Origin of the sequence: Paenibacillus sp. FSL R7-0048, from assembly GCF_038004505.1 — a bacterium.
Classification (GTDB): Bacteria; Bacillota; Bacilli; order Paenibacillales; family Paenibacillaceae; genus Paenibacillus_AQ; species Paenibacillus_AQ odorifer.
Window position 1 is genome coordinate 2,482,803 of record NZ_JBBORF010000001.1, and the last position, 25,033, is coordinate 2,507,835.

24 protein-coding genes and 1 riboswitch are annotated in these 25,033 nt (G+C 43.7%); of the genes, 16 read left to right on the top strand and 8 right to left on the bottom strand.

Annotated elements, in window-relative coordinates; all coding sequences use genetic code 11:
• Nucleotides 1–3: 3 nt before the first annotated feature.
• On the top strand, nucleotides 4–918 hold the full coding sequence (locus NSQ91_RS10810; protein ID WP_076125124.1) for a LysR family transcriptional regulator: 915 nt from the start codon (nucleotides 4–6) through the stop codon (nucleotides 916–918).
• Between the two features lie 36 nt (nucleotides 919–954).
• Here NSQ91_RS10810 and NSQ91_RS10815 read toward each other — a convergent pair whose 3' ends face one another.
• Together NSQ91_RS10815 and NSQ91_RS10820 are read right to left on the bottom strand one after the other, a co-directional pair.
• Nucleotides 955–1,626 (bottom strand): zinc metallopeptidase, encoded by a 672-nt coding sequence (locus NSQ91_RS10815; protein ID WP_076125126.1) that lies wholly within the window; start codon nucleotides 1,624–1,626, stop codon nucleotides 955–957.
• 35 nt (nucleotides 1,627–1,661) lie between these two features.
• A complete protein-coding gene (locus tag NSQ91_RS10820; RefSeq protein WP_036689305.1) occupies nucleotides 1,662–2,093 on the bottom strand; it encodes a MerR family transcriptional regulator in 432 nt (143 codons plus the stop codon).
• Nucleotides 2,094–2,641: 548 nt separating this feature from the next.
• Here NSQ91_RS10820 and NSQ91_RS10825 point away from each other — a divergent pair.
• Genes NSQ91_RS10825 through NSQ91_RS10835 form a run of 3 tightly spaced genes read left to right on the top strand, consistent with a single transcriptional unit; the run spans nucleotide 2,642 to nucleotide 5,895 of the window.
• Entirely contained in the window at nucleotides 2,642–4,036 is a 1,395-nt protein-coding gene (locus tag NSQ91_RS10825) for an ammonium transporter (protein WP_036689307.1), read from the top strand.
• A gap of 39 nt (nucleotides 4,037–4,075) precedes the next feature.
• Nucleotides 4,076–5,149 (top strand): DUF294 nucleotidyltransferase-like domain-containing protein, encoded by a 1,074-nt coding sequence (locus NSQ91_RS10830; protein WP_076184365.1) that lies wholly within the window; start codon nucleotides 4,076–4,078, stop codon nucleotides 5,147–5,149.
• Nucleotides 5,146–5,895 (top strand): exonuclease domain-containing protein, encoded by a 750-nt coding sequence (locus NSQ91_RS10835; protein ID WP_038569828.1) that lies wholly within the window; start codon nucleotides 5,146–5,148, stop codon nucleotides 5,893–5,895. Before NSQ91_RS10830 ends, NSQ91_RS10835 begins: the two co-directional genes overlap by 4 nt.
• On the opposite strand, the gene NSQ91_RS10840 is transcribed toward NSQ91_RS10835, so the two are convergent.
• Nucleotides 5,877–6,356: a M67 family metallopeptidase gene (locus NSQ91_RS10840; protein ID WP_076125127.1), complete on the bottom strand. Its 480-nt coding sequence runs from the start codon at nucleotides 6,354–6,356 to the stop codon at nucleotides 5,877–5,879. The genes NSQ91_RS10835 and NSQ91_RS10840 overlap by 19 nt on opposite strands.
• A gap of 160 nt (nucleotides 6,357–6,516) precedes the next feature.
• Between NSQ91_RS10840 and NSQ91_RS10845 the strand changes: the two genes are divergently transcribed.
• Nucleotides 6,517–7,080, top strand: a complete 564-nt coding sequence (locus NSQ91_RS10845; protein ID WP_076130112.1) for a TlpA family protein disulfide reductase — start codon at nucleotides 6,517–6,519, stop codon at nucleotides 7,078–7,080.
• 590 nt (nucleotides 7,081–7,670) lie between these two features.
• On the opposite strand, the gene cimA is transcribed toward NSQ91_RS10845, so the two are convergent.
• Nucleotides 7,671–9,290: a citramalate synthase gene (gene cimA / locus NSQ91_RS10850; RefSeq protein WP_076130113.1), complete on the bottom strand. Its 1,620-nt coding sequence runs from the start codon at nucleotides 9,288–9,290 to the stop codon at nucleotides 7,671–7,673.
• 117 nt (nucleotides 9,291–9,407) lie between these two features.
• On the opposite strand from cimA, the gene NSQ91_RS10855 reads away from it, so the two are divergent.
• The 3 genes from NSQ91_RS10855 (at nucleotide 9,408) to NSQ91_RS10865 (ending at nucleotide 12,711) form a co-directional block, all read left to right on the top strand.
• Nucleotides 9,408–10,739 carry a DNA polymerase IV gene (locus NSQ91_RS10855; RefSeq protein ID WP_282579938.1) on the top strand — a complete coding sequence of 444 codons (1,332 nt, stop codon included), beginning with the start codon at nucleotides 9,408–9,410 and terminating at the stop codon, nucleotides 10,737–10,739.
• A gap of 161 nt (nucleotides 10,740–10,900) precedes the next feature.
• Nucleotides 10,901–11,143: a ferredoxin gene (locus NSQ91_RS10860; protein ID WP_036689316.1), complete on the top strand. Its 243-nt coding sequence runs from the start codon at nucleotides 10,901–10,903 to the stop codon at nucleotides 11,141–11,143.
• Between the two features lie 134 nt (nucleotides 11,144–11,277).
• Nucleotides 11,278–12,711, top strand: coding sequence for a L,D-transpeptidase (locus NSQ91_RS10865; protein WP_076304799.1), 1,434 nt, complete (start codon nucleotides 11,278–11,280; stop codon nucleotides 12,709–12,711).
• Here the strand turns inward: NSQ91_RS10865 and NSQ91_RS10870 are convergent.
• Nucleotides 12,708–12,845, bottom strand: a complete 138-nt coding sequence (locus NSQ91_RS10870; protein WP_167348489.1) for a hypothetical protein — start codon at nucleotides 12,843–12,845, stop codon at nucleotides 12,708–12,710. The two genes, NSQ91_RS10865 and NSQ91_RS10870, sit on opposite strands and share 4 nt — an antisense overlap.
• 209 nt (nucleotides 12,846–13,054) lie before the next feature.
• Between NSQ91_RS10870 and NSQ91_RS10875 the strand changes: the two genes are divergently transcribed.
• From NSQ91_RS10875 to NSQ91_RS10900, 6 genes are all read left to right on the top strand, one after another.
• A complete protein-coding gene (locus tag NSQ91_RS10875) occupies nucleotides 13,055–14,149 on the top strand; it encodes a quinone-dependent dihydroorotate dehydrogenase (RefSeq protein WP_076304800.1) in 1,095 nt (364 codons plus the stop codon).
• Between the two features lie 34 nt (nucleotides 14,150–14,183).
• Nucleotides 14,184–14,996 carry a GTP pyrophosphokinase gene (locus NSQ91_RS10880; protein ID WP_036689325.1) on the top strand — a complete coding sequence of 271 codons (813 nt, stop codon included), beginning with the start codon at nucleotides 14,184–14,186 and terminating at the stop codon, nucleotides 14,994–14,996.
• Complete coding sequence (locus NSQ91_RS10885; RefSeq protein ID WP_076130116.1) at nucleotides 14,986–15,438, top strand: DUF309 domain-containing protein; 453 nt, start codon at nucleotides 14,986–14,988, stop codon at nucleotides 15,436–15,438. Before NSQ91_RS10880 ends, NSQ91_RS10885 begins: the two co-directional genes overlap by 11 nt.
• 101 nt (nucleotides 15,439–15,539) lie before the next feature.
• Nucleotides 15,540–17,060: an RsmB/NOP family class I SAM-dependent RNA methyltransferase gene (locus NSQ91_RS10890; protein ID WP_076140926.1), complete on the top strand. Its 1,521-nt coding sequence runs from the start codon at nucleotides 15,540–15,542 to the stop codon at nucleotides 17,058–17,060.
• A 2-nt stretch (nucleotides 17,061–17,062) separates the two neighbouring features.
• Entirely contained in the window at nucleotides 17,063–17,827 is a 765-nt protein-coding gene (locus tag NSQ91_RS10895) for a pseudouridine synthase (protein WP_076186699.1), read from the top strand.
• Between the two features lie 261 nt (nucleotides 17,828–18,088).
• Nucleotides 18,089–18,889, top strand: a complete 801-nt coding sequence (locus tag NSQ91_RS10900) for a Cof-type HAD-IIB family hydrolase (RefSeq protein ID WP_076186697.1) — start codon at nucleotides 18,089–18,091, stop codon at nucleotides 18,887–18,889.
• A 152-nt stretch (nucleotides 18,890–19,041) separates the two neighbouring features.
• Here the strand turns inward: NSQ91_RS10900 and NSQ91_RS10905 are convergent, their stop codons facing one another.
• On the bottom strand, nucleotides 19,042–20,655 hold the full coding sequence (locus NSQ91_RS10905; protein ID WP_076304802.1) for a DUF4179 domain-containing protein: 1,614 nt from the start codon (nucleotides 20,653–20,655) through the stop codon (nucleotides 19,042–19,044).
• On the bottom strand, nucleotides 20,639–21,157 hold the full coding sequence (locus NSQ91_RS10910; RefSeq protein WP_076301217.1) for an RNA polymerase sigma factor: 519 nt from the start codon (nucleotides 21,155–21,157) through the stop codon (nucleotides 20,639–20,641). Before NSQ91_RS10910 ends, NSQ91_RS10905 begins: the two co-directional genes overlap by 17 nt.
• A 204-nt stretch (nucleotides 21,158–21,361) precedes the next feature.
• Nucleotides 21,362–21,453, top strand: a riboswitch (cyclic di-GMP riboswitch).
• Between the two features lie 117 nt (nucleotides 21,454–21,570).
• On the opposite strand from NSQ91_RS10910, the gene NSQ91_RS10915 reads away from it, so the two are divergent.
• A complete protein-coding gene (locus NSQ91_RS10915) occupies nucleotides 21,571–22,419 on the top strand; it encodes a DUF6612 family protein (protein WP_076301216.1) in 849 nt (282 codons plus the stop codon).
• A 172-nt stretch (nucleotides 22,420–22,591) separates the two neighbouring features.
• Nucleotides 22,592–23,695: an NADH-dependent flavin oxidoreductase gene (locus tag NSQ91_RS10920; protein ID WP_076301374.1), complete on the top strand. Its 1,104-nt coding sequence runs from the start codon at nucleotides 22,592–22,594 to the stop codon at nucleotides 23,693–23,695.
• Between the two features lie 78 nt (nucleotides 23,696–23,773).
• Here NSQ91_RS10920 and NSQ91_RS10925 read toward each other — a convergent pair whose 3' ends face one another.
• A complete protein-coding gene (locus NSQ91_RS10925; protein WP_076304803.1) occupies nucleotides 23,774–24,790 on the bottom strand; it encodes a CapA family protein in 1,017 nt (338 codons plus the stop codon).
• Nucleotides 24,791–25,033 lie beyond the last annotated feature (243 nt).

Genomic DNA, 25,033 nt, shown 5'->3' on the forward strand with positions numbered 1-25,033 from the left:
GGAGTGGAGCTAAGACAGCTGCAATATTTTTTAAAGGTAGCTCAAAAAGAACACGTAACAAGAGCGGCAGAAGAGCTTCATGTAGCGCAGTCTGCGGTAAGCCGTCAGATTCATCAGCTGGAGCAAGAGCTTGGGGTTGATCTATTCATGCAAAAAGGGCGCAATCTGCAGCTTACCCCTGTTGGGCAGCTCTTTTGCAAGAAGGTTGAGAGTATCCTTAAGGAGTTGGAGCATTCAGTAAATGAGGTGCATGAATTTCTGGATCCCGAGCGTGGTGAGATTCGGATTGGATTCCCGCATAGCCTTGGCACACATCTAATCCCGACTATCGTTGCAGATTTTCGTAAGTATTATCCTCATGTCAAATTTCGTTTTAAACAAGGATCTTACCCTTCTTTGATAAAAGACGTATTGTCTGGAGAAGTGGATTTAACTTTCATTTCGCCTTTTCCGGAGAATGATGAGCATGTTTCGGGGGATATTGTAATGACTGAAGAGTTGTTTGCGATTCTTCCTCAGAATCACCGGTTGGCAGGAGAATCTGAAATTCGGTTGGAACAGCTGCAAAAAGAGAAGTTTGTTCTATTCAGCCAAGGCTATTCGTTAAGACCTATCGTTTGGCAAGCTTGCTTGCAGGCGGGATTCCAACCGCAGATTGCTTTTGAAGGCGGAGAGACCGATACCATTCGTGGTTTGGTGGCCGCAGGGATGGGTGTGAGCCTGCTTCCGGAGATGGCGTTCTATCAGACGAATCCGCTTCAACCAGCCCAGGTGAAGGTTGTGGAGCCTGCGGTGACGAGAACGGTTGGCTTGATCTACCGTACAGATAGTAAATTACCGCTGGTGGCACGTTCCTTTCGGACTTTTTTAATCTCCTACTTTAAAGCTAGGCAAAATAATACCCCGGTCGGCTCTTAGCCTTCCGGGGTTTTTGTTGTTTAGAGGTATGCGATATTAGTCGCGGTTGCCTAAAAAGACGGTGATCAAGCGAAGCAATTCAAGCAAGGATACTAGAGCGGCAGCAACATAAGTTAATGCAGCGGCGTTGAGAACCTTTGCTACTCCGCGTTCTTCTTCGTTGCGGATGAAACCTTGTTCTACCATGACCTGACGAGCCCGGTTACTGGCGTTGAATTCTACAGGCAGCGTTACGAGCTGGAATGCAACAGCTGCTGAGAAGAAAATGATACCCAAGCCTATAAGATTAAAGTAACCGAAGATGAAACCTGCCATCAGCATGAAAGGCGCGATGCCTGATGCGAAATTAACTACCGGGAACATCCGGTGACGAAGTGTCAACATAGGATAACTTACTTTATGCTGAATCGCGTGGCCTACTTCGTGACAAGCGACAGAAATTGCTGAGATGGAACTTTCATAATACACAGGCTCTGATAAGCGTACAACTCTGTGGATGGGGTCATAATGGTCTGAGAGTGTGCCTCTTACAGGTTCAATCGGAACATCGTGTAAGCCATTAGCATCGAGCATACGTCTCGCGGCTTCATATCCAGTCAGGCCGTTCGAATTAGCTACCTTTGACCACTTGCTGAAGGTTCCTTTGACTCTAAACTGTGCCCACAATGAGAAAAGAAAAGCAATAATTACTAATAGGTACATAAACATAGATGCATTCCTCCACTGTATTGTAAATATGGTATTTACATTGGCGGTCCTTGCGTAAGCAATAGCCGGATCGCTTCCATGCAGGCTAATCCCTGAGGGAGCAGATTTGAAAGTACGCGACTGGCCTGTCCTGGCTTCAAACCACTAATAAGAGGTTCAAGGGCTTTTACTTCCCGTTCTAGCCGCTGCATTTGCTGCTCTAACTCAACTAATTTATCAGAGACGTCAGTTTCTGGTGTTGCCTCGTTCCATTTGCCTAGCATAGATTTGATTTCTTCCAATGAATACTTGTCATGCTTTAATTGAGTAATACGTTCTAAAGCAGCCAAGGTTTCATGGCTGTATAGCCGATAATTTTTGGTGCTTCTAGATTCCGGGGAGATTAATCCCAGTTTCGTGTAATAATCAATAGTTCGTTCACTAATGTGAGCAGCCTTAGCTAATTCTCCAATTCGATACAAAATCATATCCCCATTTAATCTCGCCTCACTAATTGAATACGACTGCCGATAAGTGGCGGTCATCTCCTAAATTGATGGTTTCTTATGCTATCTGTAATGATAACAAACTGGAAACCATACAGTCAAACGTCATACTTTCATAAAGTATATGCAGTAAAGAAGGGTTAATTCATGAACGGTGATCTGTAGTTTCTATACAATACACTCAAACTCAAAGGGATATCAAATTTGAAGAATGATTGGGTTTGGAAATTATAAGTCACTCCAATACATAACATTAAATGTTATGTATTTTGTAATTTTGGTAAAAGATGCGTTCAATTATCAGGTAATATAAATGAGGTTGTGCGCGTAGTTATTTTAATGAAAATGCAGCTAGAATCAGGCCTTTAGGACCTCTAGTCCATTAGTACTGTGAAAATTTCGTGTGCTCAAATAAAATAAAATAAAAACATTCCTAAAATAGTCTTGTCAATTTACCTGACTTCTGATTATAATGACATTAAGAGTTTCACGCTTTGTTAGAAAATATAACATTGGGGAGTGGGGTAAAAATGAAAAAGAAATGGTTGATGATGTTACTGGCCATGATTACACTGATGATTTATCCGGTAAGTGCTTTTGCAGCAGACGGTCCGACGAACGTAGACTTACAAGTCGGATTGGACACAGCGTTTACCTTCCTGGCATTCATTTTAGTATTCTTTATGCAAGCAGGGTTTGCAATGCTCGAAGCGGGTTCGGTTCGGATGAAGAATGCAGGGCACGTAGCAGGTAAGACAGTACTTACCCTGGCTATCGCAAGTCTTTGCTTCTGGGCTATCGGCTTTGGACTTGGTTTCGGTAACGGCAATGGCTTCTTCGGTACTACAGGCTTCTTGTACGGAGGAGATTCAACCGCAGCTTCTTTTGAATCACTTGCATTTTCTGATGTTACTTTAAATGTTAAATTCTTATTCCAAATGGCCTTTGCAGCAGTTTCCTTGGCTATCGTATCTGGTGGTATGGCAGAACGTGCGAAGCTAAGTGTGTATATCATTTTCGGAATTTTGTTCTCCGTCGTAATTTATCCAGTTGTAGCTCACTGGGTATGGGGCGGTGGCTGGTTGGCTGAGCTGGGTATGCAAGATTATGCAGGTTCCACGGTTGTCCATCTTACAGGTGCAACGGCAGCAGTGGTAGCAACCATATTGCTTAAGCCTCGGCTTGGTAAGTTTAATAAAGAAGGTAAACCCGTGATCATTCCAGGTCATAACCAAGTATTTACTGTACTCGGTGTTATTATCCTCTGGTTTGGTTGGTTCGGATTCAATCCAGGTAGTGCTTTGTCCCCAATGGGCGGTTTCTTCGGTCACGTAGCCCTAACAACGAACATCGCAGCAGCAGCAGGTGGTTTGGCAGCATTGATTGCTTCTTGGTTGTACTTTGGTAAATCTGATATTCCAGCAATGCTGAATGGTGTTCTGGCTGCATTGGTTGCAATCACAGGAGCGTGTGCTTTCGTTGATCCATGGGCAGCAATCATTATTGGTTTTGTAGCTGGCGCTTTTACATTCATGACTTCCCAATGGCTGGAACGTGCAGGGCTTGATGATCCAATCTATGCTTTCTCGGTGCATGGTATTGCGGGGATGTGGGGTGCAGTTTCAACGGGTCTGTTCGCTGTACCTGAGCTTATCACTAAAGGTGGCTTGGTAGGTGAAGCTGGGTTGTTCTACGGTGGTGGTTTCCATCAACTAGGCGTTCAAGTGCTTGGTGTGGTTGGAACATTTGTTTTCGTAGCCGTTCTTTCTTTCATCATCTTGTATGTAATGAAGGTAACTATCGGACTTCGCGTTACAGAAGAAGAAGAATTAATGGGTCTGGATATCAGTGAGCATGGTACTTACGGATACCCTGAGCAAATGAAATTGATCGCAGATTCGGAATCCAAAACCCTTAAACAATAACATTTCAACTCGGACAGGGAGGCGGACCGTGTGGCATCGATGGAGTTAACAGATGAGTATAATGAAGAAAGCTTTAGGACCATCGTATTGGCCGGTTCGTCAGAGGAGCTTAGGGAGAGGCGTGTTGCCTGTCAAAAAGTACTTCTCGAACAGTTGAATGTTATTCCTATAGAGGAATGGATGTTCCGTGTGAATACTATGCATGATCTTATTGCCCAAACCGCAGTACTCATATGTGAGGCGCAGATGAAAGAGGCGGGCTATGGCCCGCCTCCCTGTGCTTATTCCTTTATTGTGTTTGGCAGCAGTGGGAGGCAGGAGGCAACGCTTTGGAGCGATCAGGATAATGGCCTGATAGTCGAAGGAGAGCCTGATGGGGAAAAAAATCGCTATTTCGAATTTTTCGGAACTTTGTTATCCGATATGCTTGAAGAAGTAGGATATGAGAAATGTGCGGGGAAGGTAATGTGCTCCCAAGTCATGTGGCGTAAGACATTATCTGAATGGATAGAGCAGCTTGATAGCTGGAGAACTCAGTTGGAATGGGAGCCGATCCGGTATCTTATTATCTCTTCTGATATGCGTCATGTGGCAGGAAGCGTGAAGTTATCAGCGAAGTGGCAAGAAGCTTTCTATGAAGGCTTTGCGGAAAATGAGCAGCTGTCTAATGCTGTTCTTCGCAATACAGTACGCCACAAAGCGACTTTGAATTTACTGGGACAGGTGTTAACAGAACGGTTTGGTGATTATGCAGGCGGATTTGATGTTAAGTATGGGGTCTATATTCCGTTAGTGAACATTGTTAGACGGTTGTCATTACTACATGGCATTAGAGCTGGCTCGACATTAGAGCGGATTGAAGCGCTTGATAGGCTTGGGAAATATCAACATTTAGAGGATATCCGCAGAGCTTTCTTATTAGCAATGCGGTTGCGAGTGAACACGCCATATAGTGTTCAGGATGGATTGTTAATCAGCAGTGATTATGTAGCTGAGAGTGAATTGAAGAATAAGCAGCTGCTGTCTGAGCTGCGTGAAAGCCTGCTGCTTGTCAGACGCCTTCATCGGGCGCTGCAGCGTCAGCTCCGCTCAGCGGAAAGGTGGCGGTCATGAGGGAGCCGAACAAAAGCGGAGGATTCTGGAGTAATCTAAGACAAGGTGGAATGCCCTCGGCAATTGCTTCGATGAGAGGTGGAGAAACTGCACAACAGACTGCGCAGCAAATGGCCTTTATTAGATCTTTGATGCGAGAGAAACGGCGGCCTGAGGTGCTGCATACCCCATTGTCTGAATTAGAGACAGTGATCTTTGATCTAGAGACTACAGGCTTTTCCCATCAGCATGGGGATGAGATTATGTCTTTCGGAGCCGTCAAGGTTGTTGGAGAGCAGATCAAAGAAGAGGAATGCTTTTATACACTGGTGAACTGTCAGACGGCTATTCCGGAGGATATTACAAGGCTGACTGGGATTACGGAAGAAATGACACAATCCGCTCCCTCCTTAATGGATGGCCTTCATAATTTTATGTCCTTTGTAGGTCAGAATGTGCTGGTTGCACATGCAAGCTCACATGATAAGGCTTTTCTTAATGCTGCTTTATGGAAAACCTCTAAAGTTCAGCTAACACACCGTGTGCTGGACACGATGATGTTAGCGCGATGGCTTGAGCCACAGCGAAGTAATTATTCGCTGGATGAGCTGCTATATGTACATGAAATTCCGATTCATGGCCGTCATCATGCCTTGGAAGACGCAAAGATGACAGCACAGCTGTGGGTGATCTACCTGCGGGAAATTTCGGAGCGCGGCCAAGTGGATACCTTGGGTGATCTTTATGCTTATTTAAGTAGAACGTGAAGCGGGGCTTGAGATAAACCCCGGAACAAATTACCGCCGCGGTCATCAGGCAAACGCTCAATATAAAATCCGTTCAGAATGGGATTGCCGCTATCTTTGGTGTTGGGAGAACCTATAAGATAAAGCGCAAACTCAGGTCCTAGTGCTGTTAGTCCTTTATAATCGGCAACTGAAGGGATAGGTGCTGAATGTGGGTGGGAATGAAATAGTCCGATGATAGTTGGTTCATTGTACAGTGCATTAATCCACTCTTCAGGGTGGGGAGTAAAGGTGTGCAGCGGGTCTGGCGCTACGTTGCGCAAGGGTACGTAAGTATCTATGAGCATGCCACCCGCTGCGGCAGCACCCAGCAGGACTCCGCATGCTTCATGCGGATAACAGGACAGCAGGTGCTTCCCCAGTGCTTGCTGTACGGAATATTTCAGTCTAATAGGCTGGACATTTCCCTGGAATGCTGCCATTTGTTCACCCCTCTCTCTTCATTAGGGTTTCGTCGCAGACGAAACCCTCTTTTTTATTATAAAAGTATATATTATTGTGTAAAAAATGGATGGTTTGAAATTTAACCTATTGAGGGTACAATAGTAGAAAACTATTCCAATCGTAAAGGAACAGATGACTATGAAAGCAAGTAATAAATTAAATATAACAGTATTACTCATAGTTGTATGTGTTGCTGTGTTTGCGGTGTGGCATAATCGTGAGCCCAAAGCAGAAGCTGTGCTTGCGCAACAAAATGAGCTGCCGATGAAGAGCGGACCTAAGGCTGGACTGCGTGCACCTTCGTTTTCACTTCAGGGAACAGATGGGACTACCTATGTTGTTGATGGCCCCAGAGATAAAGCGGTAATCCTTAATTTCTGGGCTTCATGGTGTGATCCCTGCCAGCAGGAAGCTCCTGAACTTAATACCATGGCCACTAAGTATAAGGATGTTCTAGATATTTACGGTATTAATGTGAGCAGTCAGGATTATAAACCCAATGCTGAACGTTTTATCAAGAAATACGGTCTTGTGTTTCCGGTTATGTTTGATGTAAAAGATGAGGTGTACAGCAAATATAATGGAGCTGTTTTTCCCACCAATGTGTTCATTGATAAGAATGGAGTGATCTCCGAGATTATTCTAGGTATTCTTAGTCCTGAAGAGTTGGAGGAGAAAATAATCAAGCTTACCGAATCATGAAGCAGGCTATCCCATGTGGAGCCAGATCTGTTTTTTTCTCCAAACAGCAAAAGTCTATAGATCAGCGATTCTTCTTTTTGGAGGATCGCTGATCTGCGTTTTTGGTCAGCCGTGATTTGCTTTAGTTGACCCCAAGCATTAATTTCACTATACAGTGGAGCAGAAATGGCTGGAACCCCGAAGTAAGCCTCGTTAGAACAATTGGGGAATTTCTCCCTATTATTTCGAGATCTCGGGTCATTCAACGAATAATTAGGGAAAATATCCCTCTAATCTAGCTGTTTTGGTGGAAAATAATGAAATCACCCTGATTTTTAGGGAGGAATTCCCTGGTTCTGTTCATTTATAGCGAATATCGGCTATTTTCAGGGAGTTTTTCCCTAATTACTCTACCGCACCCGCACCCCGCACTCGCCCCTGCGCATCCCGCACCGCACACTGCCCATTGCTCACCGCCCACCACCCAAAGTCTATGGGCTAAAGCAATAGTCCGTTATATAGCCTATTTAATAAAAAGAAGCTGCCCTATAAGTAGAATTCTACTTTTGGGAAGCTTCTTTTTTGTCTTACAAAATTCTATAAGTGATCAATTAATGATTGACCAGGCCTCTAGGTTCATTGCTGGTCGTCTTCTCATTCTCCAATGAGAGCTCATTGAGAAGCGCGTAGCGCATACTGTCAACAAGAGCCTCCCAGCTGGCTTCAATTACGTTACTGGAGACACCAACCGTACTCCAGGTGTCTGTGAAGTTCTTGGATTCAATCAATACCCTTACCTTCGCTGCAGTCTGATCCTGTTCATCTATTACACGGACTTTATAGTCGGATAGATGCATTTCCTTTAATTGTGGGAAATAGGTCTGTAATGCTTTACGAAGCGCGTTATCGAGTGCGTTGACTGGACCGTTACCTTCAGCAGCAGTATAAAGATTCTCACTGCCAACTTTCAGTTTCACGAACGCTTCAGATACTACTGGATGTTCTGCGGTTTTCTCAACTAACATCTTGAAGGATTCAAAGGTAAAGGTTTCATTCATCTCGCCGGTAGCTTCCCGAAGGAGTAGCTCCAGTGAGGCATCGGCACCTTCAAATTGATAACCTTGATGTTCCATCGTTTTAATCTTCTCGATCACCCGGCGAGCCTGCTCGCTGCTTGGATCCAGATTTAAACCCATGTCCTGTGCTTTGGAGAGTACATTGCTCTGTCCGGCAAGTTCGGAGACCAGCACACGCTGCTTGTTCCCGACAAGCTCAGGAGCGATATGCTCATAGGTCCGTGAATCACGCATGATGGCGGAGACATGGATTCCACCTTTGTGTGCGAAAGCTGCATTTCCGACATAAGGCTGATTTACCGGCAGATTAACATTAGCCACTTCACTAATATAGCGGGCAGTGTTGGTAATCTGCGATAATGAATCGCCTGGAATACAGTGATAACCCATTTTGATCTGTAGTGTAGGAATAATAGAACATAGGTTGGCGTTACCACACCGTTCACCGTAACCATTAATGGTACCTTGTACTTGCCGTGCTCCAGCTCCGATGGCGCTAAGTGCATTGGCAACCGCTAGCTCACAGTCATTGTGAGTGTGAATTCCGAGATTGGCTCCGGGCAATTGTTGATTTAGAGCGGTAACAATCTCATGAATTTCGTAAGGTAAGGTCCCACCGTTGGTATCGCACATTACAAGCCAATCTGCTCCGGCTTCCCGGGCTTTGGACAGAACAGCTGCTGCATATTCAGGATTATTCTTGTATCCGTCGAAGAAATGCTCGGCATCAAAAATCACTTCAAGGCCTTGGTGTTTCAAGTAGGATATGGAGTCGCCGATCATGGCGAGATTCTCCTCAAGCGTAGTCTGTAATGCAGTGTGTACATGGAAATCCCAAGATTTTCCGACGAGTGTAGCAGCAGGAACCCCTGCGTCAATCATACGTTTTAAATTGTCATCGTTTTCGGCCAAGGAATTCTTCCGCCGAGTGCTGCCGAACGCTGTAATTTTGGCGTTCAGATGAAGCTCCTTGACTCTTTTGAAAAATTCAATGTCTTTATTGTTGCTTCCCGGGATGCCACCTTCAATATAGTGCACACCCAGATCATCGAGTTTCTTGGCAATCTTCAGCTTGTCGTCAGCCGACAGACTGATGCCTTCACCTTGGGTGCCGTCGCGTAATGTAGTATCGAAGATGGAGATGGACTTAGACATGAGAGTCCTCCTTATAGGGAAATGAATTTATATATTATAGCATTTTTACGCGGGAATGTAACAAAGAACTTTACAGCCTCTTAAGTTGACCTAACCGCAGCGGAGAGTTATTCTAAGTTGGACAATAGAAAACCTGAGGATAAGAAGGTAGATATTGTGCAGAATGTTGATCAGTATTATCCAACGAGTGGCAGGGTTATCCTGCATGTTGATATGAATGCTTTTTACTGCTCTGTGCATGAGGCAGAGGACCCTGACCAATATAGAGGCAAAGCTACTGCGGTTGCGGGTAGTGTTGAATTGCGGAAAGGGATCATAGTGACTTGTTCCTACGTCGCCCGCAGAATGGGGATTTCGACGGGAATGCAGGTTCAGAAGGCGCTTCGTATTTGTCCATCGCTTATCGTTATTAAACCGGACTTCCATTTATACCGCAAATATTCTAATGCTTTTATGCAGATTGCATATAGCTATACTCCGTTACTGGAAGCAGTGTCCATCGATGAATGTTACCTTGATATAACTGGCTCCAGACAATTCGGTACACCCATGGAAATAGCGGAGACGATTCAGCGCCGTATAATGGAAGAATTGGGCTTGCCATGCTCAGTGGGGATCGCTCCCAATAAGCTGCTTGCGAAGATGGCTTCCGATTTAAAAAAGCCAAACGGTATTTCAGTGCTGCGACTGCGGGATGTGCCTAAGATTTTATGGGACAAGCCTTGTAACGAAATGTTCGGCATTGGTGGAAAAACAGCAGAAAAGCTCCGCAAACTGGGCATTTACAGTATTGGTCAATTAGCAGCGGCTGATGAAAATATGCTGGTTGAGAATTTCGGAGTTATGGGCTCATGGCTAAAGCGTGCTGGCAACGGTATTGATCATGGGATCGTTAATCCTGAGCGGGAGCAGAGTAAGTCGATTGGACACACCACAACATTGCCGCGGGATGTCATAGGTCTTGCTGAGGTACGACCGATTTTGTTGAATTTAAGTGATCAGGTAGCCCGGCGCTTGCGTAAGCAAGGTCTTGTTGCCTCAGGGGTGCAGCTGACCATTCGGACACCCGATATGAAGACCATAACCCGTTCGCGTCAGCTAGAGGCTCCTTCGGAGAGTGGGGAGGATATCTACAAGTCCGTCTGCGATCTATATGTTCGTCATTGGAATGGGGAGAAGCCTGTGCGGCTGCTGGGTGTGACCCTGCAGGGCTTGATTGCTAAAGAGGATTCTGCCATTCAGCTTGATTTGTTCGATTACGAACGTCAGCCTAAGAAAGAGTCTCTTAACAAGACTATGGACATGCTACGTAATAAATTCGGTGAAAATGCAGTGTTGACCGCCGGGATGTTAAGCGATTCTCACTCTGCAAGGCTCCGCAATCATAAAGAACGTGGCACTTCGTTGCAAAAGGATAATCTTCTATCTGTCGAGTCTGATAAAGAGTAACAAGAACATTCTATGACATGTCAAAATAGATGCCGTAGAATGCGTCAGAAATGCAAACGTATTGAAAATCGATTGAAATTGTATTCTTTTTATATTAATATGAGAAAATATAAGACGCTGGTACAACAGCGCTGTATTGTTCAACGGGAGGCAGAGATAAAATGGCTAAGTACACTTGGGTCGAAAAAGACACTTGTATCGCTTGCGGTGCATGTGGCGCAACGGCTCCTGATATTTTTGATTACGATGACGAAGGTTTGGCAGAAGTTATTTATGAAAATGACGGAAACCACGGCATCACAGCGATTCCGGATGATTTGTTTGATGATCTCCAGGATTCTTGTGATGGATGCCCAACCGACTCTATTAAAATTGCGGATGAGCCTTTTAACAAAGAGGGCTAATTAGCCGGGATTTTGTAACTTCTAGCACAACATAAAGACATCTCTCGCGAACTTTTGTTCAGCTAGGGATGTCTTTTTTGCGATGTCTGACCGATATTAATGTAGGAAGGAATTATAAAATTTCGGAGGTTCCGATGAAAAATTCTCAGCACCTCAAAGCATATGTACAGATGCATCCAGACAATAAGATGGCATGGTACTTGCTGGGTAAGGAATACTATAAGAACGGTCAACAGGGGAAAGCTAACTATTGCTTCAATCAGGCTGGAGAAGTATATGAAGCTTTCGAGCATAGTAAGGTGCCTGCGGAAACGCTACGGGAATATGAGGAAGGGCTGCTTCAGGCAAGCCGCCAGCGGGACCGAAGGCAGCAAAGATTCCGCTACATTATGCTTGGGCTGATGCTTCTATTACTGGTTATGGTGCCATCGGCTGTGGCTCCGGGTCTAGATATTGCGGAAGATCAGGAAATGGTCCAAGACACGGTTGCTTCTGAAGTCAAAGATCCGCTTGACCAAAAAGATGTTAAGAAGGAACCCGTTCTAGAGGCACGAAAAATGATGTATACAGCGCAAGAGAGTGGAGCTTCGGCTTCGTCAGGGAAGCTGATGGCAACTATGCTAATGCGCGAGGAACCGTTTCAAGCTGCTATTTTGGGCATGGAGCGGGAAGGGAAGTGGCTGCTGTGGAAAGAGAAGCTTCCGCTTAATTCCACACTGCAGAAGAATGGGAACGGACGGTTGGTATACCAATCCTATGATCCAGCGGCATGTGCATGCGAACCGCCAGAGCAAGGGGAACTTGCGGTGGATGCAGCTAAGTGGCAGGGGGAACAAGAGGAGCTAGCTACATTATGGAGTGCAATGAGGTCTTATCAGAATCATAAAGGCAAGCTTCCGGCTTCTCTGGCGGAATTGACCAGACCTTTTCCGGAAAATTGGATTGGCGGGACGACACCAGTTATGAAACGTGAGTTCAAATCTCTTAAGGAAATAGCAACTGCTAAGGCACTGGGTACACCGGAAGTTGCGGGTGAGCCTCCAAGCTCAACTGCTGAGGCGGGAATGGGCATACCGACGGCGTTAAGCGAGAGTGGAAGTAGTGGAAAGGGCGTTCCTTTTTTTGACCAGCCGCTTAGAGTGATTGTGGATAAACAAAAACACCGCTTGGCAGTAGTCAGCGGCTCTGTTATTCTACGAAATTATGAGGTAGGGCTTGGGGGAGACAAGACTCCGGAAGGCAATTTCATCATTACAGATAAAGTGGTCAATCCAAACGGTCATGATAATGGGGAGTTCGGAAGCCGCGGACTACAACTCTCAGATAGTAATTATGCTATTCATGGCACCAATGAGCCAGAAAGTGTCGGCAAGGATGAATCCCTTGGCTGTATTCGGATGAGTCGAGAAGATGTGGAAGAACTATTCGCTATGATTCCAAAAGGAACAAAAGTGGTGATTAGTAAAGGGGTTCTGCCTGACAAGCAGCTGCTGCCGGCGAAACGCTTCAACCCTGCTGCTCCATATGATCAGACCAACCCCCACAAAGTATACCACTGGCTGAATTAGTTCCCGGCAACTATAAACAGAACGATGATGAGAAGAATTAGTAAAGTTAAACTTACGCCGATCCACATTAGCGCTTTACGATTAACTTCTTCTTTCTTTTGCTGCAAAGTTGGTGGTTTACGTTTAGTTGACATCCAGCATACCTTCTTTCTCTCTTAATCGCTGATTACCCCTATATTGTAATGCGTTTACAAGAAAATTACTATACTTTGGGTTAAGCTCTCTGCACACTTACAGGGTAAAATGCTTTTCTTTTGTTCAAGAAAAGGCTAAAATTAAGAAGAAACCTACAGAATCGGGTAGACACGTGGATTAGTGAAGTACCCCTTAAGGAGCGAGAACGGTGTTGTATCGTAATTTTGGTAAACCAATTTTCTTTAAGCTGGACCCTGAGAAGGCTCACCATCTCGTCATAGGTGGATTGGATAAATCATCATCAGTTCCAGGGGGAAGCGCGGCATTGCGTTTAATGTATGGCGTTCCTGAAACGGCAGATTTAGCAGTTGATCTGTTTGGCATACATTTTCCGACTCCAGTTGGACTGGCAGCAGGCTTGGATAAGAATGCCGAGGCCGTTTCTGGATTCTCTTCGATCGGATTCGGATTTATGGAAGTGGGGACGGTTACCCCTAAGGGTCAGCCGGGTAATGATAGCCCGCGTTTGTTCCGTCTTCCCTCTGATGAAGCTCTGATCAATCGTATGGGCTTCAATAACGAAGGGGCTGACGCTATGGCAGAGCGTCTAAAAAAATTAAAAAATCGCAGAGTTCCAATAGCAGTAAATATTGGACGGAATAAAATAACTAGTAATGAAGCGGCTCATGAAGATTATCGTCAGTGTATCCGTACGCTTTATCCGTACGGTGATTTTTTTGTGGTCAATATCAGCTCACCAAATACACCGGGGCTGCGCAGTCTCCAGCATGGCAGCGAATTAGCGTTCCTGCTGGCACAAGTAAAGGAAGAAATGGAGATTCATCGTAAAGCCACAGGCCTGAATAAGAGCTTGTTGGTTAAGATTGCTCCAGATGTAAGTGATTCTGAATTGGAGTATATGGTTCAATCACTGACAGAAGCTGGTATGGATGGTATTATTGCTACGAATACTACATTGAACCGGGATGGACTTAGTCATGAAAAGGCTAATGAGACAGGTGGATTAAGCGGTAAGCCACTTCGTGACCGGTCAACGGAAATCATTCGTAGGATTTATCGCCAGACTGAAGGGAAGATGCCGATCATAGGTTCAGGGGGCATATTCACCAGTCAGGATGCGTATGACAAGATAAGAGCAGGCGCAAGTCTGGTCGAAATTTATACAGCACTCATCTACGAAGGACCGGAGGTTAACCGCAGGCTGCATGCCGGATTACGGCAGCTCTTACGGCGGGACGGATTCAGTCATATCTCTGAAGCAGTGGGTGCTGATCATCACTGATTGAAGGAGTCGAAAGGACAGGAGGACGAAGGCGATGGACGGCAGGGACTGGGGAACTTTTTTGCTTCCATATGAACAGACTGTGGAAGAATTGAAAGTTAAATTCAAAACAATGCGTTCGGAGTTGAAGAAAAGAGAGGAATACACGCCGATTGAATTCGTAACTGGTCGTGTAAAGCGGCTGTCAAGCATTTTGGAGAAGGCTAAGCGCCTGAATGTGAAGATGGAGGATCTGGAGACAGGCATTGAAGATATAGCCGGGATCCGGATTATGTGCCAGTTCGTGGAGGATATCCGCAGAGTGGCCGAATATATCCGGGCTCGTAAGGATCTTGAAGTCCTGTATGAGAAGGATTACATCACCAATTATAAAGAGAGCGGGTATCGCAGCTTTCATATGATTATTAAATATCCTGTGCAGACAGCTCTGGGACAAAAAATAGTGCTCGCAGAGATCCAAATTCGTACACTAGCTATGAATTTCTGGGCAACCATAGAGCACTCTCTGAATTATAAATATCGGGAAAGCTTACCGGATGAAATGCGAGTGCGCCTGAAAACCGCAGCTGAAGCAGCCTCCATCTTGGACAGCGAAATGTCCAGTATTCGTGATGAAATCCTGGAAGCACAAAAGACCTTCGAGGAAAACTCGAATATGACGACTCAAATTCTCAAATCTATTCATCAATTGTATTTCTATCATTTGGTGAATGAGGCTATAGATACTCAGGCTCGATTTAACGAAATATGGCAGGCTCAGGACATGGAAGCGATGAAGGAGCTTCTGGATCATGTACGGGGACTTCTCTCTGCAGCTAAAAAGGATAGTTTGCCGGATGGCTTATGATCCGTTGTACTTGGCGTATCTAGTGTACTTTAATCGTGACCGGGATTATTTCGAATGTCACGAGGTGCTCGAAGAGCTATGGCTTGCCAAGCAACGCGACCCATTGTACAAAGCACTTCTCCAAGTAGCTGTTGGGTTGTACCATTGCCGCAATAATAATATGCGTGGTGCAACGATTATGCTAAGCGGGGCTGCTGCCAAGCTGGAAGAATATTCAGCAGTGACACTCGGCATTAATTTGGCTAAGCTAGTGGTGGAAGTGAAGGATTATGTTCGCCGCATGGAGTCGTGTGAGCAGCAGCCATTTTCTTATTATGATCTGACTATAGAAATCATTGATCAAGGTCTAGCGGATGAAGTGAACTCTGCGGCTGAGGTGATCACACCGAATAATCCTCAACGACGAGGTCCTCAAAGACCGACCTCTTCTCATCGTAAATAATGATCCTCTATAAATGAGTATTGCCAAAGGGACACCCGTAAGGGTGTTCCTTGAATCTTTAAACACCTAAATTTTAGCAGTACTATCAGGAGGACGGCATCATGGCGGCACAACTGCCCAGTTCTTTCAGCGAGCGTATGATGGACTTGCTGGGAACGGATTATAATCAATTTGCGGATTCGTACAAGGAGACCCCTAACGGAGGCGTTCGTGTTAATACCTTGAAAATTTCAGTGGAGAAATTGCAAGCTCTTTCCACTTTAGAGCTGGAACCCATTCCGTGGTGTCCAACCGGATTCTATACAGAGGATGGGGCCAGACCAGGTAAACATCCACATTATCACGCGGGATTGTATTACATTCAAGAGCCAAGCGCTATGGCACCTGTGGAACTGCTTGATGTACAGCCAGGAGATCGTGTCCTTGATTTATGCGCTGCACCTGGGGGCAAATCCACACAGATTTCTGCCAAGCTCTCAGGAGAAGGCTTGTTGGTTACCAATGATCTTCATCCAGAACGCACGAAAGCCTTAGCCAAAAATCTAGAGCTATATGGGGTGCGCAACGGTATCGTACTAAACGAAAGTCCAGATCATATTGCAGCGGCATTCCCGCTTTATTTTGACAAAATCTTGATTGATGCTCCTTGCTCAGGTGAAGGGATGTTCCGTAAAGATGAAGACATGGTGAAGCAGTGGGATTCAGGTACACCTGCCAAATATGCTGCCATGCAGCGGGATATTTTACGTTCTGCTGCAACAGCGTTGGCACCGGGAGGTACACTTGTCTATTCAACCTGTACATTTGCTACAGAAGAAAATGAAGAAATTATAGCGGAGTTTATTTCTGAACATCCACAGTTTTCGGTGATTACAGTTGGAGGCACTGGCTCATTTGCTCCTGGTTTTGGAGAACTATCAGGGACAGCAAGACTATGGCCGCATAAAGTAAAAGGTGAAGGACATTTCATGGCTGTGCTGCAGCATGTGGGGCCAAAGGTATCTGCAGAGGAACGTGATCAAGCCGAAGTTAAGTTGAGTGCAGTTACACGGAATACGAATAAAAAAGGCACTGCTCATATTAAATCCGCAAACAAACCAGAAGCCAGACGAGGGAAAGAAGGTAAGTTCTCTAATAAATCTGCTGCTGGCGCTGAACGTGGCCGTCAAGGTTCAGGAGAAGAGCAAGCCTTGGCTGCATATGGAGATTTTATAAAAGACCAGCTTGGCTGGGAGCCAAAAGGGTATCCGATTTTCTTCGGTGATCATCTGTACATCTCCCCACTACCTAAGGAAAGATTAAATGGATTAAAGGCGATTCGTCCAGGATGGTATGTAGGACATGTCCGTAACGGCAGATTTATCCCAGGACATCCAATGGCTACCGCGTTACACCCTGAAGAGAGCTGCCGAAGTGTCTCACTTTCCAGTACGAGTAATGAAGCTATTTCCTATCTTAAAGGAGAGACATTGTTGATTAGTCAAGAACGTCTCTCTATTAAAATAGGAACTACCCAAAAAGGATACGTACTGGTCTGCATAGATGGTTATAGTGCAGGCTGGGGGAAGTGGCAGGACGGTGTGCTCAAGAATGAATATCCCGCAGGCTGGAGGTGGATGTAAGAATGAGCCTATCAGGGAAAACTGCAAAAAAGCAGCGTTTAGATAAAGTATTGTCCCATATGGGGGTAGGATCACGCAGCGATATTCGTAAACAAGCCAAGCAAGGTTTAATTACCGTGAATGGTGCAGTCGTCAAGGATAGTGGATTTCATGTAGACCCGTATCACGATAAAATTGTGGTTGGCGGCGAGCTTGTTACCTATCGTGAATTTATTTATCTTATGATGAATAAGCCACCGGGAGTTCTGTCGGCAACAGAGGACAAGCGGGATCGGACCGTTCTGGATCTTTTAAAGCAGGAATATGTACAGTTTGAACCTTTTCCTGTAGGAAGGTTAGATAAGGACACAGTAGGGCTGCTTCTGCTCACCAATGATGGAAAGCTTGCTCACGAGCTACTATCGCCACGCAAGCATGTCCCTAAGACGTATGAAGCTACAGTTGAGGGAGACGTAGATGCAGACGATGTAGCGGCTTTTGCGGCAGGTGTCGAGCTGGAAGATGGATATGTTACTTTACCTGCACAGCTAACTATATTGGGAAGAGAACGCGGCAGTAAAGTAATCTCACATATTTCGCTGATCATCACAGAAGGAAAGTTTCACCAGGTGAAGCGAATGTTCCAAGCTGTCGGCAAAAAAGTCACTTTTCTGAAACGAGTATCTATGGGAGAATTGAAGCTGGACGAAAGCCTGCCACTGGGAGCTAGTCGTGAACTTACGCTAGAGGAACTGGCACTCTTAAGTACAGAAGCATTAGAACAATAATATAGAGAAAAAATGGTATGTAAATTGAATTTGGAAACTTGGGATAAGGGAATGGAGTGGCGGAGGGGAAATTTGGAACTGTAAGAGCGATAGCGGCCGCCTTTGTTTCCGGATTTCAACCACTAGTAAACGGTATAAATCAAGAAATCTGGAAACAACAGCGGCTGGAAGTCCAAATATTCACCGCAGTTGCGACTGAAACTTAACTCAAATAGCCAGGTTCAATATATATAGAAAAAGAAAGACAAGGATGGTGGGAGTATGAGATACAAACTGATTGCACTAGATGTAGATGGTACACTGTTGAATGATGATCACCACTTGAGCACTGAGAATAAAGAAGCCATTGCTGAGGTTACACGTCTTGGAGGACAAATCGTGTTATGTACCGGCCGCAGTCCGCAGAACTCGATTCCTTTTATGGAGGAAATGGGGTTGTCTGGTTATGTGCTGGGTCATAACGGAGCTGCAACGGTTCGTGTGAAAGATCGGGAAGTGCTGCATCAATACGGTATGGATGCTCGTGGTCTTGACCCTTATATTGATTATTGTAGAAAGCATGATATTCATTATGATGTGAATACGGCTTTTGATATGTATGTAGATAATGTAGAAAACCTGACCAAAGAAGCCAATTATATGTATGAACACTTCCGTATCGTGCCGGCTACACTGCCAGCATGGGAAGATTTCCGTGAACCGGTTGTTAAGTTTACTGTATTTACACAATCAGAAATCCTTGACGAAGCTGAACGTGAATGGCGCACTTGGACCCATGAGTACAATATTTTGCGCAGTGGTGAATTTTTCGTTGATTTGATGCATCCGGAAGCCTCCAAGGGCAACGCCTTAAAGAATCTGGCTGTGAAGCTGGGAATTCCGCAAGAGGAAGTTCTTTCGATCGGTAATTATTTTAATGATATTTCTATGCTTACATACGCGGGTATGGGCGTTGCGATGGATAATTCTCCGGTTGAGGTCAAAGCGGCAGCGAATGCTGTCACGGGGTCTAACAACGAGCATGGTGTGCGAGATGCGCTGGTTAAATATTGTTTATCTTAATAATGGAAAGCATAAAGCGGACTTGAGTCCGTTCTATGCTTTTTTTGTGGTGAAGGAAATAAAAGAGATACATAAACAGAAATGATTTTATCCATAAATAACCCGCCCTTAGGATTAACTAGAAAGGGCGGGACATAGATTAACTTCCTGTATTAAAGTTTAATTTCCTCGTTCCGGCTAGGATCGCTATATTTATAGATACCAGGGTTCAGTTCGATTTTTTCGTCGAAAGGGATATCTTTGTAGCTATCAATATTAGTTCCTGTAGATATCATGCCCTTAGGTGTAATTTCAGGCACCACTTCTTTGCCATTAATCCGTAACGTAGTTTGGTTAACGCTTTTGAAGCCAGAAGATTTGGATGTTGATTCGACAATCAAATTTTCGTCCTCAGTATAGTAAGTGAATTCAATTTTTAACCCATCGACATCAAGTGAAGTGAACTGCTTTTCTTCTTTAGGTTTGTTTATAGTGATCCAATTCTTAGTAGTATCACGTTTCTCAATGACAGCATCCTTTAATATAAGTTTCATTGGAACATCGGACCAGTCGTTATACCATTCCGGAGATTCGAATTGAAATAAATGCTGGTAGCTTTCGGAATGATCTCCTTTCAAATTCCAACCCCCAGTGATTGTTTGATCACCTATAACCAACTGAGCGGTATTATAGTGGACAATTCCTTTTTTAAGCGAATCATTTTCATCTATTAGAATTTGGATATCCAAAGGGGTAACCACTAGCTGATCTAAGGTTATGCCGGTCTTTTCTTGAAATTCAGGACTGTTATACAGTTTCTTAGTGTAAATCGCCTCACTTGCTTTTTGTCCATCTGCTTTAAAATCGAACTTCCACGTACCTGAAAATCGTTTCGCTTCTTCAATGTAACTAAAATGAAGACTAGCTTCCTTCCAATCTGATTCAGTTATATTGAAAACCTGTTCAATAAATAAATCCGATCCTTCGTTAGGCATGATGGTTGGAATTGCTTCATTCTTTTGACCACCAGTACTAACTACCAAATGTGGATTACCCCGTCCTAAGTCAGATGGTGATGCAGCGACTTTGTAACGGATAATGGTTTGATTGGAAACATGTCGAACGGATTCGATTTGAATGCTTGGATATTGCTTAACTCCAGTATCGATAGTATCCCCTGCTTGATGATTAGATTGTAAGGGAATATTCTGATCACGGTAAAAAATGAGATTCCGTGCTTCAAACCTGTAGTCCTTTTTATCATCCTTTAATGTATCAGGTGTCTCATATACTCCAATGAGTTTCTGGCTTTCAGGATCGTATTCTAAATAACCGTATACCTTTGCCTTGGCACCGGATTCATTAGTCATGATGTTTTCCTCTGTAGCAAATCCAGTATATTTGGATAGATCAGATTTAGTATCAAGTGATAACAGCATTTTCATTTTTTCTCCATCAGTTACAACACCGTTCAAATTCATTGTTACTCCTGAACTGGAAGTTTGAAGATTATACTGTTGACCGATGCCGTTATTTAATGCATTGCTCACACTTCGACCACCAATTTTATCCCAATTAATCGTCATACTAGCGAATACAGGAATGGCTACAAGTAAGAGGCAAGAGAAGACAATACTGATAGGAATAACCTTTTTATTAGACCTAGGAGTATTCTGGGAGGCATGCAGATTTCTTTGACGTTTATAAGCTTCTTGTTCTATGGCAGTCCACATCAAATCATAATCCGGTCGGGGAATATGTTTATCTTTTTCAATATACAGACTCATTACTATTCAGCTCCTTTAGTTGGGTTCCACCCATTCTATTTAGTATTTTAAGTCCCTTGTTCAGTCTGGATTTTACAGTTCCTTCGGGTATGCTCATAACTTTAGAGATCTCGGGTACAGTCAATTCGTTTATAAAACGAAGGACTACTACCATTCTGATTTTGTCGGGAAGCTGACTGTATAACCCTTGTAATTCTTTTTTAGTTTCCTGTCGATCCAAACGTTTTTCTACAGGGTTTGATTCCTCAGACCTGGATAGTAAATAATTACGTACTTCTTTCATCCACCCCGTCTTACGCCTTTTGATCACACTGTTGCACTCATTCGAAGCAATTCGTAAAATCCAAGCTTTCAAGTTTCTTACCTTCGACTTATCCGCTAAGATAACTTTTACAAATACCTCTTGGGAAATATCCTCCGCATCTGCCTGATTTTTCATTAAGTAGTAACAAAAATAATATACTTGTTCTTTATAGAGCTCGAAAATTTCCCGGTCACTCATTTTGCTGCACCCCCTGTCTTTGCTGTTCTCATTAATAAGACTTATAAGCGTATGTAATCGTTCATTTTTCATTTTGATTGTAGTATTTCTTCTGAATATCATAGCGAATTCGAATGGAAGATAAGTCGTTTACAGGTAATTATAACCATGATAAAATTAGCGGTGGGACATGCGTCCGTAATCTAATTAAAACTAATTGAATGTCCGCGTTAAAGGTAAAATCATCGAAAGATGATGACACAAAGCCATGGGTCTAAAGCCTTTCGACAGAAGGAAATGATCGCCAGGCCGCCATAGGGATGTCTTATGAAGCATAAAGGATAGCTCTAAAAATATGTAGTCTATTTTGAGCTCTTTTATTATTTCGACCTATACGGCGTTACATTATCGCAAGGGGCCGAAAGGGGAAGTACATGAACAGTTTTTTCAAAACAATAGGTACTAGTTTGGCAGTAGGTGCTTTATTGCTGTCCGGAACGATCGGATGGATGTCTAATCCAGGAGTAGTGTCTGCAGCTACCTCAACAGTAGTAACCGCGGATCAGATGATCAGCAAAGTAACGGCAGCCTCCAAAGCAATAAAGAATTTCCATCTGGATGTGACCAAAAAACAGGATATTCAAAGCGGCGGGGTGCGTATCAGCAACACCAACACTCTGAAGCTGGATATCAACCGTCTGCCGAATTTTGCCGCAGCAGGCACTGTCGCTAGTAGTCTTTTAGAAACATCGTACAGTCTATATGCCAATGACAAGGAGTTTTACTATCTTGTAGACGGAAGTGAACTGATCGATGAATCTGAAGATGAAGGTTACGACGATGACGGGGAGCCAATCGATCCTGATGCACAATATTGGCTTGGACTGGAGAAAACGGAATGGGATGCCTTTTACTCTAAAGGCCAATACGATCCTGTTTCCATGCTTGATTCGGTCAAAAGTTATAAAAAATCCATGAAAGTCAGCACTGCTGGCGCACAAACAGTCTTACAATTCACGGTAACCGATCCGACAGCAGCTAAGGGGATAATCAAACTCTATGACCAGGAGAACCTCTGGGATGGAGAGACAGTTCAACCCAAAAGCGTAACGTGGAAATTATTCGTCAATACTAAGACCTGGCAAACGGAAAAGCTGATAGTCGATCTGAGTTATGTGCTGGTAAGTGATGGAGCCAAAGATACATACACCACGAAAATCGAAGCTAAATATTCCAAAAATAATAAAGGTGCAGCCATTGTAAAACCGGCCGAACTAGAATAATAAGGACGATTCATAACGAGCGAAAAGCGCTGTTCAGCGGAACAGCGCTTTTTGTTGTATCCAACAGCAGTTCTTTATTAGTTGACAAGAATAAATCATTGCTGTAATTTATATGTATGCGCATGTATATAATAATTTATCTAAATATAATTTAATGAAAGTTGGGAAAAAGATGATAGCACTAGACACAGCATTAACTTTTCGCAGAGGGCTGACATTAAAAAACCGAGTGGTTATGGCTCCAATGACCACTCGAATGAGCTTTTATGACGGTGTAGTAACACAAGATGAATTGAAATACTATTCGCTAAGAACGGGCGAAGTAGGTGCGGTCATCACTGCGGCAGCAAATGTACAAGAGGGTGGAAAAGGATGGGAAGGTGAACTTAGTGTTTCCTCCGATGAATTTATTCCTAGCCTCAGCCGATTAGCATCTACTATTAAACGAAATGGAACAAAGGCTATTTTACAGCTATTCCATGCAGGAAGAATGACAGATTCAAAAATATTGCGTGGCGTACAACCCGTCTCCTCCAGCGCCATTGCTGCCGAACGCCCGAATGCAGAAATTCCAAGAGCATTAACAGAAGATGAAATTTTCGGTGTAATTGAGGATTTTAAAAAAGCGACTCAACGTGCTATTCAAGCTGGATTTGACGGGGTAGAAATTCATGGAGCAAACACATATTTAATCCAACAATTCTTCTCTCCACACTCCAACCGTCGTGAAGATCAATGGGGCGGAAGCTTAGAGAAAAGATTTAATTTCATTAACCAATTAGTGGATGCAGTTATTGCTGTCGTTGACAATTCAAAGGTTAAGGATTTTATTGTCGGGTATCGTTTTTCTCCAGAAGAATATGAAGAGCCTGGAATTAAAATCACCGATACCTTTTATCTTATTGATAAATTAGCTGATAAAAAGCTGGATTATCTGCATATTTCATTAGGGGATTTTAAGAAAGTATCTGCATCAGAAGATTTTAAAGAAAAATCAATCCTGCAATATGTGCATGAGAAAATCAATGGCCGTGTACCTTTAATTGGGGTAGGAGATATCCGTACCAAACAGGACGCAGAGGACACGTTGACAAATGCTGAATTAGTAGCAGTAGGACGGTCTCTTATCATTGATCCTCATTGGACAAGTAAAGTACTGGAGGGTAAAGAAGATCTCATCAGAAGAGTACTTGCTGATCAAGATAGAGAAGAACTTGTAGTAGAGAATGGTATTCTAGAATTCCTTAAATTAATGATGCCTGATCGTTTACGCTAAACTCAAATACAGTTTTGAGGTCTAAATCTATAACGTTCCGCGGTAAATTCCGCGGAACGTTATTTTTCTGTAACGACTCTATTCCCTCTTTAAGATTGTTGTCGTATGTTTCAACATTCGATTCATGAGATTTCGCCGCTCTGTTTTTATGTCGGTGTCGCTTCTCTTTAATGCGTCGCGGATGGGGATGATCTCTGTAATTTTCCTGCCGCTTTTTATTCTTCGATCTACACAAGTCGGGATGTAACCTACGTTAGTTATACTCGTGTGTCCTTTTTCATCCTTCTTTATTTTAAGCGTAAGAATGATACCGCTTTGTGTATAAGGAATATTCATTAGTTTAGTAGAAACAAAATTCCCCAATGAGTAAATAACGAATTGTTTTTTTCCACGAAGCGCTAACGGTTGAAGAACATGTGGGTGAGACCCCAGTATGATGTCGGCGCCATTTTTAAAGAAGAGATTGACCAGCTCTTTTTGCCTCTTGTTTGGAGTGTAACGATATTCGCTTCCGAAATGCAGATAAAGCAAGACTAGATCGACTTTCTTTTTTAAATCTCGAATCTCCCGAATGATCTTGGGCGTAGATATCCGGTTAACCAGCCATGGCTTACTCACTGGTACAGGAATTCGGTTGGTTCCTGCTGTGTAGGAGAGGATGCCAATCGTAATTCCTTTGACGTTTTTAATAAGCGTTCTCTTGGATTCTTCTAATGATTTAGCTGTTCCCGTGTGGTCCATTCCATTACGGTCCAGAACTCGTAACGTCCGAACCAGACCCGGGGCACCATAATCCATGCAATGATTGTTGGCCGTTACTAATACGTCGAATCCGGCTTCCTTAAGTGCAGGGGCCAGTTCGTCTGGACATTTGAATATCGGACCGCCTGATCGGGGACTTTTCCGGCATTCGGGGCCACTTCCAGCAAAGGTGGTTTCGAGATTGCCAATCGTCAAATCAGCCTGTTTCAGATAAGGAGCTACTTTTGCAAACAGGGGGCTGAACGAATAGGTTCCGTCAGGCTGTTTAGCATCCGAAATAATATAACGTTTGACCATTAGATCTCCCACAGCAGCTATTTGTATTTCAGTCATGGATATCCACCTTTTTATTATTTTCATTAGGATATGGCATAAAGTTGTTATGGGTTATTCTTTCTTTAAGGCGAAGTGCAAACATTTGTGTGGCTTTTTATTTAAAATGTGACTCAACGCATAATCACTTTATTTAGATCGTCTAAATTTAAGGTATTCATTTTTTTCAAACTTTTATAATTTGATTCAAATCCTCTTTTTTGTTTGGCAGCCATAATAAAATAAGGTTGTTGATAAACATTA